This is a genomic window from Pseudomonas sp. (assembly GCF_035512415.1).
Classification (GTDB): domain Bacteria; phylum Pseudomonadota; class Gammaproteobacteria; order Pseudomonadales; family Pseudomonadaceae; genus Aquipseudomonas.
Genome location: NZ_DATKDZ010000038.1, coordinates 249,704 through 266,692 on the forward strand (window position 1 = coordinate 249,704; position 16,989 = coordinate 266,692).

Genomic DNA, 16,989 nt, shown 5'->3' on the forward strand with positions numbered 1-16,989 from the left:
TAAGGAAGATAAAGATGAACCAAGAGCATCGCCTGCAACAGCGCAAAGTCCGTTTCGACTTCACCGACACCCCGCTGCACTGGGTGCCGAACGAGCCGGAAGCCTCGCATATCATGAACAGCCTGCACCTGATCCTGCCGGCCGGCGAATTCTGGTTCTGCCGGGTCTACAACAAAGCCCTGCCGCTGGTCACAGACCCGCAGTTGCGCGAGGACGTCCAGGGTTTCGTCAAGCAGGAAGCCCAGCATGCCCGCGCCCACGACAGCGCACTGACGCCCTACCTGCTGCGCCACGGCATCGATCCCACGCCCTTTACCCGACGCGTCCATTGGCTGTTCGACCAGGCGCTGTGCGACTTCCCCCTGGGCGACAACGCCATCAGCCGCGCCCTGCAACCCTGGTGGCTGCGCCAGCGGGTCGGCTTGATCGCCGCCGTGGAGCACTTCACCTGCGTGCTCGGCGACTGGATCATCACCACCCGCGGCCTGGATAACGCCGACCCGGTGATGCTCGACCTGTTGCGCTGGCACGGGGCCGAGGAAGTCGAACACCGCAGCGTCGCCCACGACCTGCACGTGCATATCGGCGGCAGCCTGCTGATGCGCTGGTTATTTATGCTGATTGCCACGCCGGCACTGATCTTCCTGTTTAGTACGGCGATGAAAACCATGATGCGCCAGGACCCGGTCACCCGTTACCGCCCCGGTTTTCTGCGCCTGTGGTACCACCTGGGCAAACGTGACCTGATGCCGCGCATGGGTCATGTCGGCCGCTCGGTGCTGCGCTATTTCAACCCCGGTTATCACCCGCGTAGCGAAGGTGATATCGGCGTGGCCCTCAACTACCTGGCCAGCTCGCCGGCGGCGCAGCGGGCGGCCGCGGAAAAGGGGCCGGTCAGCGCCTAACCCCGTAGGGCGTACTCGCGCAGCAAACTGGGGGGCAATTGCGTCTTTCAGCTTGTAGGTACCTGTAGGAGCGGGCCATGCCCGCGATGCGTTTCGCGGGCATGGCTCGCTCCTACAGGTCTTTGTGCAGATTTAATTTCTATATATAAAACAAAGAGTTATTTTTTGTTTTATGAGAGCGGCCCATGGCCGCGAAATGGCCCGTCGGCACAGCGCGGGCTTAGGCACCCCCGCCGCTCCTACACATTCCTGACGCGATGCACGCTCTACTCGGTGGCCTCGTCCAGCAACGCCACCCCGGCCGCCTGTTCGAGCAGGTCGGCGGGCAGGCTCTTGCTGGCGCGAGCGCCGAGCAGCTTGAGGTTTTCCACCCGGCTGACAATATTGCCGCGGCCGTCGCAGAGCTTGTTGCGCGCGCCGGCGTAGGCCTTGTCCAGTTGCTGCAGGCGCGCGCCCATTTCATCCAGGTCCTGGATAAAGGCGACGAACTTGTCGTACAGCGCCCCGGCGCGTTCGGCAATTTCGCGGGCGTTCTGGCTCTGCCGCTCCTGCCGCCACAGGCTGTCAATCACCCGCAGGGTGGCCAGCAAAGTGGTCGGGCTGACGATCACGATATGTTGATCAAAGGCCTCCTGGAACAAACCCGGATCGGCCTGCAGCGCCGCGGCGAAGGCAGCCTCGATCGGCACAAACAGCAAGACGAAATCCAGGCTGTGCAGGCCTTCAAGACGCTGATAATCCTTTAGCGACAAGCCCTTCAGATGGCTGCGCAGCGACAGCACATGCTGCTTCAGCGCCAGTTGCCGGCTGGCGTCGTCATCGGCGGCAATAAACTGCTGGTAGGCGGTCAGGCTGACCTTGGCATCGATCACCACCTGCTTGTCGCCCGGCAGCTGGATCAGCACGTCCGGCTGGAAGCGCTCGCCGTCGGCGCTCTTCAGGCTGACCTGGGTCTGGTACTCGCGACCCTTCTCTAGGCCGGCGTGTTCCAGCACCCGTTCGAGCACCAGTTCGCCCCAGTTGCCCTGGGTCTTCTGGCCCTTGAGGGCACGGGTCAGGTTGGTCGCCTCGTCGCCCAGACGCTGGTTGAGCTGCTGCAGGCGCTCCAGCTCCTTACCCAGGGAGAAACGTTCGCGGGCTTCCTGCTGGTAGCTTTCCTCGACACGTTTCTCGAAGGACTGGATGCGCTCCTTGAGCGGGTCGAGCAACTGGCCGAGCTGCTGCTGGCTGGTTTCGCTAAAACGCTGTTCGCGCTCATCGAAGATCTTCCCGGCCAGCTCAGCGAACTGGGCCCGCAGCTCATCGCGCGAACCCTGCAGATCGCTCAGGCGCTGCTGGTGGCTGTCCTGTTGTTCCTTGAGTTCGGCGGCCAGGGCGGCGCGCTGGGCATCCAGGCGGCGGATCTCGCCTTCCTGCTGTTCGCGCTGGCTGTGCCAGGCCTGGGCGGCTTCGCGGGCGATCTGCCGCTCGTGCTGCAGCAATTCGGTTTCGCGGTGCAGCGCGGCCAGTTCGGCCTGCTGATCGGCCTTGATCTCGCTGATCTCGGCGACCTCTTCGCGGCAATCATCCAGTTGCGCGGCCAGCCCGGCCTGGGCCAGTTGCGCATTGCTCAGGCGTTCCTGCAGCAGGCCGAACTCCAGCTGCTGGCTGGCCAGACGACGCTGCAGCGACCAGGCCATATAAAGAAGAGGAACAGCCGCCGCGGCAAAACCGAGCAGCGCCGGTGCCAGCGCGGTGGACAGATCGATTGGCATAAGCAGCTCCGCAGAAAAGTACTGGCAGTATAACCAGTATGTCTGGGCCTCGCTGCCTTGTGTCAGAGCTGTTTAAGCAGCTTCCTGGCCTCGGCCGAACCCTGGCCGGCAGCCAGTTCCAGCCAGTGGCGGGCCTGTTGCGGCTCGCTGCTGCGCGGCAGGCTGAGCAGTTCGCCCAGTTCGAGTTGGGCACGCATGTCGCCGGCACGCGCCGCCTGGCGCAGCAACTCCAGACCGATACGGCGATCACGCGGGTTGCCGCAGTCGCGGCAGAGCAATTGCCCCAGACGGCTCTGGGCCTGCACCACACCCTGCATGGCGGGCTGCTTGAGCAAGCCGCCGGCAAAACGCTTGACGCTCGACGCGTGGCCCAGGCGCGGGCTGTCGAGCAGCCACAGGGCGACGCGCATCGGCAGGCGAGCAGCAGTAGAAGGATGTTCTGCGGGTATACGAGGCAATACGCGAGGCATAGGAAGCAGCGGTAGCGGGAAAGGCGCGCAACTCTACTCCTTTTTTCGCCAAGGTAAAGCCTTGCCACAGGCTGTTTTAGCCGCCCTGGCGGCCAGGCCCCAAAGGGTCTGGCCGGGGTGTCTTGACGCCACTTTCCAGCCGCCAGCGCAGCGCTGCAAAAGAGCCGCCTGACGGGCTTTTCGCTGTCTTGTGGCCTGGCGACCGCCCCCTGGCCGCATGCGCGAGTTAATCCACAAAAGCTGTGGATAACTTCGTGGATAACATGGGAGCAAGCGCCCTGATCGCCTATGCCACGGGGGCCGAAGTCAAACTGGCGATTTTTTCACCAGTTAAAAAAGTTCATATTTTTCATTGACTTAAAAAAGCCGCATGAAGAATCAAGGGTTTACGTCAATCACGAAATGTACATTGACAAGACGCATCGCAAATGTGCACAAGTCTGCGCCGCCGTGCGTGAGCGCGCCCTTTTTCAGGGCAATAACAGCCGTAAAAGCCCCGCCCTAGGCGGGCAAGGGCAATTGGCCATCACGCAGAAAAATGGCCTGACGAAACACCCTCGGCTTGTCCGGCACCTGGGCGCTTTTGAAGGCGACATAGTCGGCCGTGGTTTCGCACAACCAGCTCAGCAGGTTGCGCGGCCGCTTCTCCGCCAGCGCTTGGGGCACGAACAGGGCCACATTGTTGCCACCCAGCGGGCAGCGCGCGGAACGGTACTCGAAAGCCTCGACCCCAGCCTCGCGCATGGCCGCCCCCAGCACCTGGGTGCTCTGGTAGGCCGCAACATGGCACAGCTCGGCCTGGTACGCGGCGAAGGGTGGGTGCTGCAACTGGATGCCGCGCTCGACCTGATAACGCGCCTCAAAGGTGCAGTGCTCGGAAAGGATGCGCCCGCTGGGCGGCGGTGTGGCCATGCCCTGCCACAGCAGAAAGCGGTAATAGGCCGCCTCGGCCATCGCCGTGTCGATACGCAGCGCACCATAGAACAGGCTGGGTTCGTGCAACGTGCCGAAGCGCGAGCCCCAGCGCAGGGGGGGATAGCGAAACGGGGTTTTCAGCAAGTAATGCAGGGGTTCGGCCTGCTGCGGCAATGGCGGCTTGCTGCCTTCCAGCAACTCCTCCAGTAGCGCCTGCTCAGCCAGGGTGTCCACCAGTTGCATGGTGGCGACCTGGGCCTGGCTTTCCACCAGGCGTACCAGACGCCCACGCAACGCTTTGATCTGCTCGGGGCCGTTACAGGCTTGCCAGATATCCATGGCGACCGGGTTCCTTATGCTTATTGTTATTCAGCCCCAGGCCGGGGCGCGGTCGGTTTGCAGTGCGGGCTCAGCCCTTGCCGCGAATGGCATCGAGGTATTCGACCACCCGCACCAGGCCTTGTACCTGCATCATCAGCAGCAGCGGCACGCCTTGTAGATGATGGTTATCGGTACGCAGGAAGTGCTGCATATCCGCCAGGTTGCCGCCAAACAGGGCGAACAGGGCGCGATAGGCGCGAATCAGCAGCAGCGCCAGCTCACCGGTCTTGCTCTGCACGCGCAGGCCGCTGTCGGTCCAGCGCGAAATCGCCGTGCGATGCACGCCAACGATATCGGCGAGCTCCTGCTGGGTCAGGCCCAACTGCTCGCGGGTATTGAGCAACGCCTTGGCCAGTACAGCGTCGGCGTCGGCCACCGGTCGAATCAATGCGCTCATCACCGCCTCCAATGTTCGTTTGCATCAAAAATAGCACTTAATGCTGCAAATACACAGCATAAAAAACACCCGGATTGGCAGCCCCAGGTCCATGGGTTAAGGTCTGCTGCAGAAATAGCCCTCCCCACCCTGGATCCGTGCCCATGATCAGCCGGCGTACCTGGCTGCGACTTATCAGCTTGCTCAGCCTGCTGGCCCTCGCGCTCGGCAGTTATACCTATCTCAGCTGGACCCGCCTGCTCGAACGCCAACAGATCGAGCAGCTGGACTGGCAAGGCCTGTCCCTCGACCTGGACGGCATCGCCCTGGCCCGCCTCGACGTGCGCCAGCGCCAGGCCGGGGGCAGCCTGCAGCTGCAGGTCGAGCAACTGCGGCTGCGCTGGACGCAACTGCGCCTGAGCCCGCCCTTCTGGCAACAGGTGCAGATCGCCAGCCTCACGATGAGCCTGCCGCAACCGACAACCACCACGGCAGCCAGCGGCCCCGAGCCCAGCATGCAGCTGGAACAGCTGGGTGCGGCGCTTGCCCTGCTGCCAGGTAACCTGGATATCCAGCGCTTTGTCATTGACCTGCCCTGCGCCACGCAGCGCTGCAGCCTGCTGGGCGACCTGCAGCTGAGCAGGCCGAACAACGCCGCGATTGGCGAACAGAGCCTGGCCTTGCAGCTCAACCTGCACCATCAACAACACCAGCTGAACTGGACGGCCCAGTGGCAAGGCAATAACGACGCCGTGGCGCTGCAACTGACCCTGGCGGTCGACCAGGTGCCACAACTGAGCCTTGAAAGCCACCTGTGGACCACTGCCGAGGGCCAGGCATGGCATGGCCAGTTTGCCAGCGCGTCAATGAGCCAGGCCGCTGTGCTGCAAAGCTGGCTGCAGCAATGGCTACCCGTTGCCCAGGGGGACGGCATGCAAGCGCCGACGGCGGCCAAGCTGCTGGCCGACTGGCAGCTGCAGCTCGGCCCTGGGCCGCTGAGCCTGAGTCAGCTGCTGCAGGCCAGCGGCCAGATCAGCGCCAGCGCCGACCTGCCCGAGCCCTGGCCGGTGCCCGGCATCGGCCTGCTGCAGGGTCAGCTCAACCTGGCCGCCCGTGCCCTCGACGGGCAGTGGTTCGCCGACAGCCTGGGGGCCGATCTGCAGCTCGCCCAGATCAGCAGCGCGGCGCTGCAGGCCCTGCCGGCCAACCTGCGCCCCGAGTCCCTGCACCTGCAGATAAAGGCCGCTGACCGTTTCGACGCCCTCGCCGCCAACCTGCTCGAACGCGCCCTGCCCCTGAGTTTCAGCCTGAGCAGCCAGGGCAGCAGCCGCTTCGACCTGCAGGGCCGCCTGGCCCTGGCCAACGCCGCGCCCTGGGCGCTGCAACTGGCGGACGCCAGCCTGACCTTGAACAGTCCCGGCCTGACCTTTGGCGACTGGGTAATCAGCGATCTGCGCAGCAAACTGGCGCTAAGCGGCTATCTGGACGAACAGCAGCTCACCCTCGCCCTGGGCCAGGGCTCGCAGCTCAGCCTGGGGCAGCTGCAGGGTGCCGAGATGCGCATGCAGCAGCTCAAGGCCAGCAGCAACGCCCTGCACCTGAGCGCCCAACATCAGGTCGGCGTGCTGCAGAGCTGGCAACTGCAGGGGCCGACCAGCCTCAGCCTACAGCAGTTGCACCAGGCCCAGCTCAAGCCCCAGGGCTGGCAATGGCAGGGCCAATTGGCGGCGAGCGAGGCGCAGATCAAACTGGACGGCAAACTCGGCAACGACGCGGATCTACAGCTCAACCTGCAGCTGCAGCACAGCAGCGCCGCCGGCCTGACCCTACAGGCAAAACTGGCCGAGCTGTTTCTGCGCAGCGGCAACCCACTGCAGCAGAGCTTCAGCGCCTGGCCGGCGCTGCTCAACCTGAGCGATGGCCGCCTCAACGCCAAGGCCAGCCTGAGTCTGGCCACCAATGCCAGCGCCCCCAGCGGCACGCTGGAACTCACCGGCAAAGGCCTGGGCGGCATCTATGACCGCACCGAACTGAGCGGCCTGGACACTCGCCTGCAGCTGCAACTGGACCCGCGCCAAGTAAAGATCGAGCTTCAAGAACTGCAGCTGCAGCAGGCCAATCCCGGCATTCCCCTCGGCCCGCTGCAGTTCAGCGCCAGTTACCAGGCCCCCCTGGCCACGCTCGACAAGGGCCGCTTGCAGGTACGCCAGGCCCGCGGTGAACTGGTGGGCGGCAGCGTGCAGCTCGACCCCGGCCAGTGGAACCTGGCCGAGGGCGATTTATTGTTGCCCCTGAGGGTCCAGGGCCTGGAACTTGAGCAGCTTTTTATTCTCTACCCGACAGAGGGCTTGGCCGGTAGTGGCACCCTTGATGGCCTGTTACCCCTGCGCCTCGGCAGCGCCGGGGCGACCATCGAACAAGGGCAGCTGGCCGCCCGCCAGCCCGGCGGCCAGTTGCAGTTCCACTCAGAGCGGATTCGCGCCCTGGGTCGCAGCAACCCGGCCATGCAACTGGTGACCCAATCGCTGGAGGATTTCCGTTATGCGACCCTGAGCAGCCAGGTCAACTATGATCAGCACGGCAAGTTGCAACTGGATATCCGCCTGGAGGGGCAGAACCCGGCCATCGAGAAAGGTCGGCCGATCCACTTCAACATCAGCCTGGAAGAAGACATCCCCACCCTGCTGGCCAGCCTGCAACTGACCGACAAGGTGAACGAGATCATCAAACAGCGCGTCCAGCAGCGTATGCTGGAGCGCCAGAAGGCCCCACAAGAGCCATAGGGCTTGCACCCTGCGCCACGCAAAGGCCGCAGGCCCTCACCAAGGAGAAGCGCCATGCGCTTACGCAGTTATTTCGCCGCCCTGCTACTGGGGTTGCTCAGCACCGCCTGCACCCCCACGGTACAGCTGGCCATGCCTAATGAGCCGATCAATATCAACCTCAATGTGAAGATCGAGCACGAAATCTATATCAAGGTGGATAAAGCCCTGGACAGTATGTTCAGCGAATCCAGCGGACTTTTCTGAGGAGCCAGACCATGACCCTGTTCAAACGTTTTGCCGGCCTGTTGCTGCTGCTCAGCCTGAGCCTGCCGGCCGCAGCCCTGAACCTTAATGAAGCCATGTCCGCCCTGAGCGACGCCAAGGCCAGCGGCCAGCTCGGGGAAATGCCCAACGGCTACCTCGGTGTGGTCAAGAGCGACGGCCAGGCCGCGGAAATCGCCCGCCTGATCAACCAGGCGCGGCGTGGCGAATACCAGAAGCTGGCGGCGCAGAACGGCATCCAGCTCAGCGATGTGGAAGCCATAGCCGGGCAGAAGGCCCTGGACAAGACCCCGCCCGGGCAATATATCCAGGTCAAGGGCCAGTGGCTGCGCAAGTAGCCGCAGCAGTAACCACAGGCCCCGTCGGCATCTGCCGGCGGGGCCTTTTTCTTGGTGATGTCCTTGCTCACCCCCCCTAGCTACGCCCTGACCTGCCCCGGTCGCCCCAGAACTGCTCGGCCAGCAGCTGCAGGCGTGTAGCCAGGCCGGCGACGTGGTGGGCGGCCTGGCGGCTCTGGTCGCCGGCCGTGACATTGCCGTCGGTGGCCAGGCGAATCCCTTCGAGGTTGCCCTGGATGGTGTCGCCCACTGCGCTCTGTTGCTCCACCGCCGCGGCGATCTGCACGCTCATATCGCTGATTTCGTTGACCCGCTGATTGATCCCGTCCAGCGCCACGGCGGCCAGTGCAGCCTGCTCGACACTGGCGGCGGCCTTGGCATGGCTGCGCTGCATGGCCGCCACCGCATTGGTGGTGGATTGTCGCAGGGTGTCGATGGTCTGCTGGATTTGCGCGGTGGAATGCTGGGTGCGCGAGGCCAGGCCACGCACCTCGTCGGCGACCACGGCAAAGCCGCGCCCGGCCTCCCCGGCCCGCGCCGCCTCGATGGCGGCATTCAGGGCAAGCAGATTGGTCTGTTCGGCAATGCCCTGGATCACCTCCAGCACCCGGTTGATTTCCAGGCCATGGCGTTCCAGTTGATGGATCACCGCACTGCTCTGCTGCACCTCGCCGGCCAGGCTGTCAATCTGCTGACGGGTCTGCTCGACCATCTGCAGGCCGCGGTCGGTTTCCTGATTGACCAGGCTGGCCGCGCTGGCGGTGAGCTGGGCATGCCGCGCCACCTCTTGCACGCTGCTGGCGAGCTGGCCGATGGCACTGACCACCTGGGCGGTTTCCCCCTGTTGTTGCACACAGGCCTGGTTACTGCTGCCCACCGCAGCCACCAGCTCGGCGGCTTCGAGATTCAACTCGCGCGCCGAGTCGGCCATGCGGCCGACCACCGCCCGGGTTTCCGCTTCGAGCATGCACAGGGCGAAATCGATCTGGCCAAAGGCATCGTTGCGCCCGGTATAGAGCGCCTGGCTCAGGGGGTTATCGGCAATCGCACAAGCCTTGCGCGCCAGTTTGTCGAGAGGGCTCAGGCTGTACAGCAGCCAGCCGCCCTGCAGCAGGCCGAGCAGCGCCACCAGCATCCCCGCCTGGGCCCAGCCGAGCAGACCAGAGGCTGCCAGCACAGCCGCCGCAACCAGGCTCAAGGCGACATTGCCCAAGCTGCAGCGCAGCGCCACGGCCAACCGCGGCCGGCGCAACAGCCGCGGCGTACGGCCGGCCCGCAGCTGGCCATAGAGCTGCTCGGCAGCCGCCTCCTGGGCCGGGCTCGGCAGAGTGCGCACCGATTGATATTCCACTACCTCACCATCGCGCAGCACCGGCGTGGCATAGGCGCTGACCCAGTAGTGATCACCATTCTTGCAGCGGTTCTTCACCAGGCCCATCCACGAACGGCCAGCCTTGAGGGTCTGCCACATATGGGCGAACGCCTGGGGCGGCATATCCGGGTGACGGACAATATTGTGGTTACTGCCCAGCAGTTCGGCCTCGCTGAAGCCGCAGATATCAATAAAGTCGCGGTTGACGTAGGTGATGCTGCCCTTGGGATCGGTGGTGGAAAGGATATTGGCACTGGCCTGGAAGCCGACCTGACGGCCACTGAGCGGAAGGTTGATTTTCATGCTTGGGCCTGGCTCCGTGCGGGTTGTGCGGCGGCTTCCGGCAGCAGGCAGACGACGCCCGCGCAGCAATCCGGCTGGCTGAACAGACGTTGCAGCTCGGCGGCAGGCTTGGGCCGGCCGAACCAGTAACCCTGGGCATAGCGACAGCCCTCGCCGAGCACGAAATCGAGCTGCTCGGGGCTTTCCACCCCTTCGGCCACCACCTCCATGCCCAGGCTGTGACCGAGCCTGATAATCGCCCGGCTGATCACCCTCAGCTCACCGTCGCCGCTGGTGCCATCGATAAAACTCTTGTCCACCTTGAGAATCTGCAGCGGGAAGCGCTTGAGGTAGCTCAGCGAGCTGTAACCGGTGCCGAAGTCGTCCAGGGCCAGCACCACCCCCAGGCGGGCCAGTTCACGCAGGCTGGCCAGGGTGTGTTCGCTGTCCTCCATCAGCAGGCTTTCGGTAATTTCCAGAATCAGGCTGGCGGGCGGCAGGCCGCTGGTCTGCAGAATGTCGATCAGGCGCGGGATAAAACTCGCCTGCTGCAGTTGCCGGCTGGAAATATTCACCGAGCAGCGCAGCTGCAGCTGACCGGCCAGTTGCCAGGCGCGGGTCTGCGCGCAGGCCTGTTGCAGCACCCAGTCGCCGACGCGGATGATTTCCCCGGACTCCTCCAGCGCCGGGATAAATTCCATCGGCGGGATCAGCCGCTCGCCACAGCGCCAGCGCAGCAAGGCCTCGACCCCGGCGAGGTAAGGCTGCTCCGCATCGAGACGGCAGATCGGCTGGTAGTGCAGTTCCAGCTCGCCGTTATCCAGGGCCTGGCCCATGGCCGATTCCAGCGCCAGGTTGTGCTGCGCCGCCACCTGCAACTCCTCACTGTAACGGGCGAACTGCGCCTTGCCCGCGGCCTTGGCCCGGTACAGGGCCAGGTCCGCAGCCTGCAGGGCGTCAAGCAGCTTGCCTTGGTCCTGCAGCGGCGCAATGCCGATGCTGGCGTTGACCACCAGGGTGCGCTCATCCAGCTGCAGCGGTTGGTGCAGACCATCGAGAATGCGCTGGGCCACCCGCTCGGCATCGCCGCTGCAATTGAGGTTGTCGAGCAGCACGACAAACTCGTCGCCGCCAAAACGAAACAGCTGATCGCCCGGACGCAGGCAGCCGCTCAAGCGCCTCGCCACCTCTACCAGTACGCGGTCGCCGACCGCATGACCGAGGCTGTCGTTGATCAGCTTGAAGCGATCCAGGTCGACGAACAGCAGGGCCGCCTCCCGCGCGCCCAGCTGGTGCTGACGTTGCACGGCCTGCTGCAATTGCTCATCCAGCCCGGTGCGATTAGCCAGCCCGGTCAGCGGGTCATGCCGGGCCGCATGCCTGAGGTGCTGCTCGGCCAGCTTGCGCGCGCTGATATCGGTTTGCGAGCCAGCCATGCGCTGCTGGCCCGGCTCGCTCTCCTCGGCCACCCCGCGCACCAGCACCCAGGCATAGTCGCCATCGCGCTTGCGCATGCGGTACTCGTGATGCAATAGCGCCGTGGCACCGCTCAGGTGAGCATCAATGGCCTGACGCAAGCCTGGCAGATCGTCCGGATGAACCCGGGCAAACCAGCCCTGGCTGGCATCACCGATAGCGTCGCGGCTGACCCCGAGCATGCTCGCCCAGCGCTCTGAGACATACAGTCGGTCTTCCCCCACATGCCAGTCCCAGAGGCCGTCATTGGCCCCGCGCAGGGCCCGGGTAAAGCGCGCCTCGCTGTCTTCCAGGGCGCTGTGCTGGGCCGCGCTGTAGGTGTCGATGGCCAGGGAAATATCGAAGAACACCGCCTTCAGCAAGCTGGTATACAGCTCGCAATGCGGGTGCTCGGCGAACAGGCTGGTAAGCATGCGGTCCAGGTACAGGCGATAGGCCCCCAGGTACCACTTCAGCTCCAAACCGACCTGCTGATGAATCATGCCGATACGCAAGCGCCCGTCGACATAATCGGCATCGAAGCGCCCCTCCCACAGGTCCCGGTAGTAAGCCCCCTGGCTGTGCTTGAGGCGGGCAACGGTCGCCGGCGAATGCAGCAGGGCCGAGGGCGTGGCGAAGTGTTCCAGATGGCCGTACAGCTGTTCGACAAAGGCATATTGCGCCTCGGCCATCTGCGCCCCGTGGGCCTGCAGCCGCCGAGCGTCCTCACGGCTCCAGTCGAGAAAGCGCAAGCGCTCGTCGATTTCCTCTTGATCCAGGCGCAAACGCCTGAGCAGCTCGGCAAAATTTTCTTTTATCTTCATCGTCATCACCGCCATCCTGGGTCAATGCGAAAGCAAAAAAAAACGCCGCGATGACCCGTTCGATAAAGGAACGATCATTGCGGCGCTTCGTCTTGCAGGCCCTGTGTCCTGCCCGGCAAAGCCGGTTCCCGCCTGAGGCGGAACCTACTGGGGGCATGTTTACAGCATCATTGCGGGCCTGACAATTCTGCCATCAGCTCACTCAGGCGTCGGCGCGCGCGCCCCACTTCCCGGGACTTGAAGGCATGCCGGGTGCTTTGCAGGATATCCACCACTTCGACCAGCGCCGCCTGTACTCGCCCCATCTGGCCCAACTGCGCCTCACCCAGCCAACGGCACAGCGGGGCATCGCGGCAGTCGCCAGCCTCGCACAGCACCTGCTGCGCCGCCTGGCCACCCAGCAACTCGCGCAGGGTGCTGGCCAGTTGCTGATCGTTACAGAGAATTCGCGCCTGCTGCCCGGAATCATTCATGCGAGCCAACTCCCTTGGAAAAGGAGTGCTTTTTATAATGGCAAATGGCCGCACCCGTTGATTCAGGTCAAACAAGCCGGCAACCCTGGGAAATGGCCGGACAATTGGCAGCAAAAGCCGGCCGAACTGCTCCCGCGCGCGCGCATGGGCGCGATAAACGAACGTTTTCCTGGTGGCTCTGACGGGTAGAGAAGTGATCTACCCGTTGCGGGTTGTAAGGCTATAAGTCGTAGGTTGGGTCGGGCGGCGTTCCGTTGAGCGCAGCGACGCCCAACAGGCAATGGCAATCAGGCTTTCAGAAAGGCCAACAACGCAGCGGTAAAGACCTCGCCGGCCTCGACATTGGACAGGTGCGCGGCATGCAACTCGACCAGCTGCGCGCCGGCGATCTGCTGCTGCATAAAGCGCCCGTGTTCGGGGGTGGTCACCGCATCCGCCGTGCCGCAGACGATCAGGGTCGGCTGTTTGATCGCGCCGAGTTGCTGGCGAAAATCGGCATCGCGCACCGCCGCGCAGTTGCCGGCGTACCCCTGGGCCGAGGTGGCTGCCAGCATCGCGGTAATACGGTTGGCCTGGGCCGGCTCGGCCGCGGCGAATTCGGGAGTGAACCAGCGCGCGATGGATGCATCGCGCAGGTCGCTCATGGCCTGCTGGCCGCCTTGCAGCACCATGTCGATGCGGCTGTTCCACACTTCATCGTTGGCAATCTTGGCCGCGGTGTTGCACAGCACCAGCTTGTCCAGGCGCGCGCCGGCATGGATGCCCAGCCACTGGCCGATCAGGCCGCCCATGGACAGGCCACAGAAATGCACCTGGGCGATATCCAGGTGATCGAGCAGGGCCAGCACGTCGCGGCCCAGTTGCGCGATGCTGTAGAAACCGTCACTGACCTGCGACTGGCCATGCCCGCGGGTGTCGTAGCGTAGCACCCGGAAATGCTCGGTAAAGGCCGGCATCTGCGTGTCCCACATGCCCAGGTCGGTGCCCAGGGAATTGCTTAGCAGCAGCACCGGCGCGCCAGCCGGGCCTTCGAGTTGGTAATTCAGGTCGCCATCGGCGAGGTGGACAACAGGCACGGGAAACTCCTTCCAATACATAGGGTTCGATGTTCGGCCAGGGCGCGTGCGCCCCAGCGGCATTGCCGTTGGCGATCAAGACCATTGTCACGGGCTCTTATCAAACAACAAATAATTTATTGTTTTACATGTAAAAATTAGATCAACACGAAGTCTTGTAGGCACCGATAACCGTAGGATGGGTGATAACCCATCGCCGCGATTGATGGGTTATCACCCATCCTACGGTCTTGATCCTTGAGCACCAGTTTGCTGCGCGACAGCGCGGTGTCGAAGACGGGGCAGGATCTCCTACATGAAGCACTGGTGCAGGCCGGCTCGGCTCGATACAACGAAGTTAGCCTGCGGTGCGCACGGTCTAGGTGGCCCCGCGTCACCCGCAGAACTCAGACCCGTTCGATGGCCAGCGCCAGCCCCTGGCCGACACCCACGCACATGGTCGCCAGGCCGCGCTTGCCGCCGGACTTTTCCAGCTGATGCAGGGCGGTCAGCACCAGGCGCGCGCCGCTCATGCCCAGCGGGTGACCGAGGGCGATGGCACCACCATTGGGGTTGACCTGGGCCGCGTCGTCGGCCAGGCCGAGGTCGCGAGTCACCGCCAGGCCTTGCGCAGCAAAGGCCTCGTTGAGTTCGATCACGTCGAAATCACTGACCTGAAGATCTAGCCGCTCGCACAGCTTGCGCACCGCCGGCACCGGGCCATAGCCCATGATCCGCGGCTCTACCCCGGCGCTGGCCATGCCGAGCACCCGCGCCCGCGGCGTCAGACCGTGTTTTTTCACCGCCGCGGCAGAGGCCAGGATCAGCGCCGCAGCACCATCGTTGACCCCCGAGGCGTTGCCGGCGGTGACGGTTTTGTCCCCTCCGTTTACCGGTTTGAGTTTGCTCAGGGCTTCCAGGGTGGTGTCCGGACGCAGGTGTTCGTCCTGATCGATCACGCTGTCGCCCTTCTTGCCCTTGATCGTCACCGGGACGATTTCTTCGGCGAAGAAGCCGGCGGCCTGGGCAGCAGCCGCACGCTGCTGGCTGCGCAGGGCGAAGGCGTCCTGATCGGCACGGCTGATCCCGAACTGATCGGCGACGTTGTCGGCAGTCTGCGGCATGGCATCCACGCCGTATTCGGCCTTCATCAGCGGGTTGATAAAGCGCCAGCCGATGGTGGTGTCTTCAATCTTCTGGCTGCGTCCGTAGGCGCTGTCGGCCTTGCCCATCACATAGGGCGCGCGCGACATCGACTCGACGCCGCCGGCAATCGCCAGCTCCACCTCGCCGCTGGCGATGGCGCGAAAGGCCGTGCCGATTGCGTCCATGCCCGAAGCGCAGAGGCGATTGAGGGTCACCCCCGGCACGCTGTCCGGCAGGCCGGCCAGCAGCAGGGCCATGCGCGCGACGTTGCGGTTGTCTTCACCGGCCTGGTTGGCGCAGCCCATAAAGACTTCATCGACCGCCGTCAGATCCAGGCCCGGATTACGCTCGATCAACGCCTTCAGCGGTACCGCGGCCAGGTCGTCGGCGCGCACTGGGGCCAAGCCGCCGCCGAAGCGGCCGATGGCCGTGCGCACGGCGTCGCAGATAAAGACTTCGCGGCTCATTCCTCACCCCCGGCCTGGCCGTGGGCGGCTGCGGTGCGGGCTTCCAGGGCGCGCAGGGCAGCGAGTTCGATCTCGGTCGGCGCGGCGGTGACGCTAAGACTATCGGCAAAGCGGATCTGCCAGCCGGTGGCCTCGATCACCTGCTCGCGGGTCACGCCCGGATGCAGGGTGGTGACGATAAATTCATTGGTGCCGGCTTCCGGCTCCATGATGCACAGGTCGGTGATGATGCCCACCGGTCCCGCGCCAGGCAGGCCCAGCTGCTTGCGGTGATCGCCGCCCTCGCCATGGCCGACCGAGGTGATAAAGGCCAGCTTGTCGACAAAGGTGCGGTGCGACTGCTTGAGGATGATCAGCACCTGCTTGGCGCTGCCGGCAATCTCCGGCGCGCCGCCGGCACCGGGCAGGCGCACTTTCGGTTGGTGGTAATCGCCAATCACCGTGGTGTTGATATTGCCGTACTTGTCGACCTGGGCCGCGCCGAGGAAGCCGACGTCGATACGCCCGCCCTGCAGCCAGTAGCGGAAAATCTCGCCGGTCGGCACCACGGTGTCGGCGGTTTCGGCCAGCTCGCCATCGCCGATGGACAACGGCAGCACGCTCGGCTTGGCCCCGATCGGGCCGGATTCGTAGATCAGAACCACGTCCGGCGAGGAGGTCAGACGCGCCAGGTTGGCGGCCTTGGATGGCAGGCCGATGCCGACGAAGCACACCGCACCGTTCTGCAGGCGGCGGGCGGCGGCCACGGTCATCATTTCATTGGTGCTGTAGGCGCTCATCAATTGGCCTCCTGCTGAGCAACCAGTTTGGCCTGGCGCAGTTTTTCTTGAAAAGCGGCGAAATCAGCGGTGCCGCGGATATATTCGTCGATCCAGGCGCTGAAGGTTTCGCGGTCGCGGGCAATCGGATCCCAGGCCTGATAGAAGCGGTTGTCGCGCTCGGAGTAGCCGAGGGCGTAGGACGGATGGGCACCGCCGGGCACATGGCAGACCGCGGTCAGCGCCCAGCTCGGCAATACGCAGGCGTTCATCGATGCATTGAGGTCGTCGACAATTTCTTCCACGGTAACGATGCAGCGCTTGGCCGCCAGGGCCGCCTCCTTCTGCACGCCGAGGATGCCCCAGAGCAGCACGTTGCCCTTGCGGTCGGCCTTCTGCGCGTGAATCACGGTGACATCCGGACGGACGCTCGGCACCGCCGCCAGCTTCTCGCCGGTGAACGGACAATCGATGAACTTGATTCGTGGGTTGACCTTGACCAGGTCCGAACCCTGATAGCCGCGCAGCACGGCGAATGGCAGGCCCGAGGCACCGGCGACGTAGGCGTTGGCCATGGCTGCGTGGCTGTGTTCCTCAATTTCCAGCGGCTGCGGCCAGCCCTTCTCCACCGCATCGCGCAGGCGATGGAGGGAACCGACACCCGGGTTGCCGCCCCAGGAAAACACCAGCCTCTTCGCGCAGCCGGCACCGATCAGCAGGTCATAGACCAGGTCGGGGGTCATGCGGATCAGGGTCAGCTCGCGCTTGTTCTGGCGGATAAGCTCGTGGGACGCCGCCGTCGGGATCAGGTGGGTAAAGCCTTCGAGGGCGATGCTGTCGCCGTCGTTGACGAAGCGCTGTATGGCTTCGGCGAGGGAAATGATTTCGGCCATCGGTGCTGCTCTCACTGGTTGGACAGTGCCACCGCTTGCAGGTGGCGAGTGAGTCAACAGTAGGCCGAGGGACAGCGG

General features: G+C 64.3%; 15 protein-coding genes and 1 pseudogene. 4 read left to right on the forward strand and 12 right to left on the reverse strand.

The window, feature by feature from the left end:
* Positions 1-14: 14 nt before the first annotated feature.
* Positions 15-905, forward strand: coding sequence for a metal-dependent hydrolase (locus VMP31_RS18290; protein ID WP_325509133.1), 891 nt, complete (start codon positions 15-17; stop codon positions 903-905).
* Between the two features lie 266 nt (positions 906-1,171).
* On the opposite strand, the gene rmuC is transcribed toward VMP31_RS18290, so the two are convergent.
* The 4 genes from rmuC to VMP31_RS18310 all read right to left on the reverse strand — a co-directional run bounded on the left by rmuC (position 1,172) and on the right by VMP31_RS18310 (position 4,822).
* The gene (rmuC, locus tag VMP31_RS18295) at positions 1,172-2,533 is read right to left on the reverse strand and encodes a DNA recombination protein RmuC (protein WP_325509470.1); all 1,362 of its coding nucleotides are present in this window, start codon (positions 2,531-2,533) and stop codon (positions 1,172-1,174) included.
* A gap of 188 nt (positions 2,534-2,721) precedes the next feature.
* Positions 2,722-3,069: a sel1 repeat family protein gene (locus tag VMP31_RS18300; protein WP_325509134.1), complete on the reverse strand. Its 348-nt coding sequence runs from the start codon at positions 3,067-3,069 to the stop codon at positions 2,722-2,724.
* A gap of 561 nt (positions 3,070-3,630) precedes the next feature.
* Positions 3,631-4,383: an RES family NAD+ phosphorylase gene (locus VMP31_RS18305; protein ID WP_325509135.1), complete on the reverse strand. Its 753-nt coding sequence runs from the start codon at positions 4,381-4,383 to the stop codon at positions 3,631-3,633.
* A 70-nt stretch (positions 4,384-4,453) separates the two neighbouring features.
* Entirely contained in the window at positions 4,454-4,822 is a 369-nt protein-coding gene (locus VMP31_RS18310; protein WP_325509136.1) for an MbcA/ParS/Xre antitoxin family protein, read from the reverse strand.
* A 143-nt stretch (positions 4,823-4,965) separates the two neighbouring features.
* Between VMP31_RS18310 and VMP31_RS18315 the strand changes: the two genes are divergently transcribed.
* From VMP31_RS18315 to VMP31_RS18325, 3 genes are read left to right on the forward strand one after another with little or no spacing between them, the layout of a single operon-like run.
* A complete protein-coding gene (locus tag VMP31_RS18315) occupies positions 4,966-7,584 on the forward strand; it encodes a YdbH domain-containing protein (RefSeq protein WP_325509137.1) in 2,619 nt (872 codons plus the stop codon).
* Positions 7,585-7,638: 54 nt separating this feature from the next.
* Positions 7,639-7,830, forward strand: coding sequence for a YnbE family lipoprotein (locus tag VMP31_RS18320; RefSeq protein ID WP_257779194.1), 192 nt, complete (start codon positions 7,639-7,641; stop codon positions 7,828-7,830).
* An 11-nt stretch (positions 7,831-7,841) separates the two neighbouring features.
* Positions 7,842-8,186, forward strand: a complete 345-nt coding sequence (locus tag VMP31_RS18325) for a YdbL family protein (RefSeq protein ID WP_325509138.1) — start codon at positions 7,842-7,844, stop codon at positions 8,184-8,186.
* Between the two features lie 76 nt (positions 8,187-8,262).
* Here VMP31_RS18325 and VMP31_RS18330 read toward each other — a convergent pair whose 3' ends face one another.
* The 8 genes and pseudogenes from VMP31_RS18330 to VMP31_RS18360 all read right to left on the reverse strand — a co-directional run bounded on the left by VMP31_RS18330 (position 8,263) and on the right by VMP31_RS18360 (position 16,911).
* Positions 8,263-9,321 (reverse strand): methyl-accepting chemotaxis protein, encoded by a 1,059-nt coding sequence (locus VMP31_RS18330; RefSeq protein ID WP_414705477.1) that lies wholly within the window; start codon positions 9,319-9,321, stop codon positions 8,263-8,265.
* Between the two features lie 258 nt (positions 9,322-9,579).
* Positions 9,580-9,861: pseudogene (locus tag VMP31_RS23475) on the reverse strand (PAS domain-containing protein); the annotation flags it as partial.
* On the reverse strand, positions 9,858-12,119 hold the full coding sequence (locus VMP31_RS18335; RefSeq protein ID WP_325509471.1) for a putative bifunctional diguanylate cyclase/phosphodiesterase: 2,262 nt from the start codon (positions 12,117-12,119) through the stop codon (positions 9,858-9,860). The gene VMP31_RS18335 and the pseudogene VMP31_RS23475, both read right to left, overlap by 4 nt.
* Before the next feature lie 167 nt (positions 12,120-12,286).
* Complete coding sequence (locus tag VMP31_RS18340) at positions 12,287-12,592, reverse strand: hypothetical protein (RefSeq protein WP_325509140.1); 306 nt, start codon at positions 12,590-12,592, stop codon at positions 12,287-12,289.
* A 287-nt stretch (positions 12,593-12,879) separates the two neighbouring features.
* Entirely contained in the window at positions 12,880-13,668 is a 789-nt protein-coding gene (gene pcaD, locus VMP31_RS18345) for a 3-oxoadipate enol-lactonase (protein ID WP_325509141.1), read from the reverse strand.
* Between the two features lie 386 nt (positions 13,669-14,054).
* Positions 14,055-15,260, reverse strand: a complete 1,206-nt coding sequence (gene pcaF / locus VMP31_RS18350; protein WP_325509142.1) for a 3-oxoadipyl-CoA thiolase — start codon at positions 15,258-15,260, stop codon at positions 14,055-14,057.
* The gene (locus tag VMP31_RS18355) at positions 15,257-16,039 is read right to left on the reverse strand and encodes a CoA-transferase subunit beta (protein WP_325509143.1); all 783 of its coding nucleotides are present in this window, start codon (positions 16,037-16,039) and stop codon (positions 15,257-15,259) included. The genes pcaF and VMP31_RS18355 overlap by 4 nt, the downstream gene beginning before the upstream one ends.
* Positions 16,039-16,911, reverse strand: a complete 873-nt coding sequence (locus tag VMP31_RS18360; protein ID WP_325509144.1) for a CoA transferase subunit A — start codon at positions 16,909-16,911, stop codon at positions 16,039-16,041. Before VMP31_RS18360 ends, VMP31_RS18355 begins: the two co-directional genes overlap by 1 nt.
* Between the last annotated feature and the right edge of the window lie 78 nt (positions 16,912-16,989).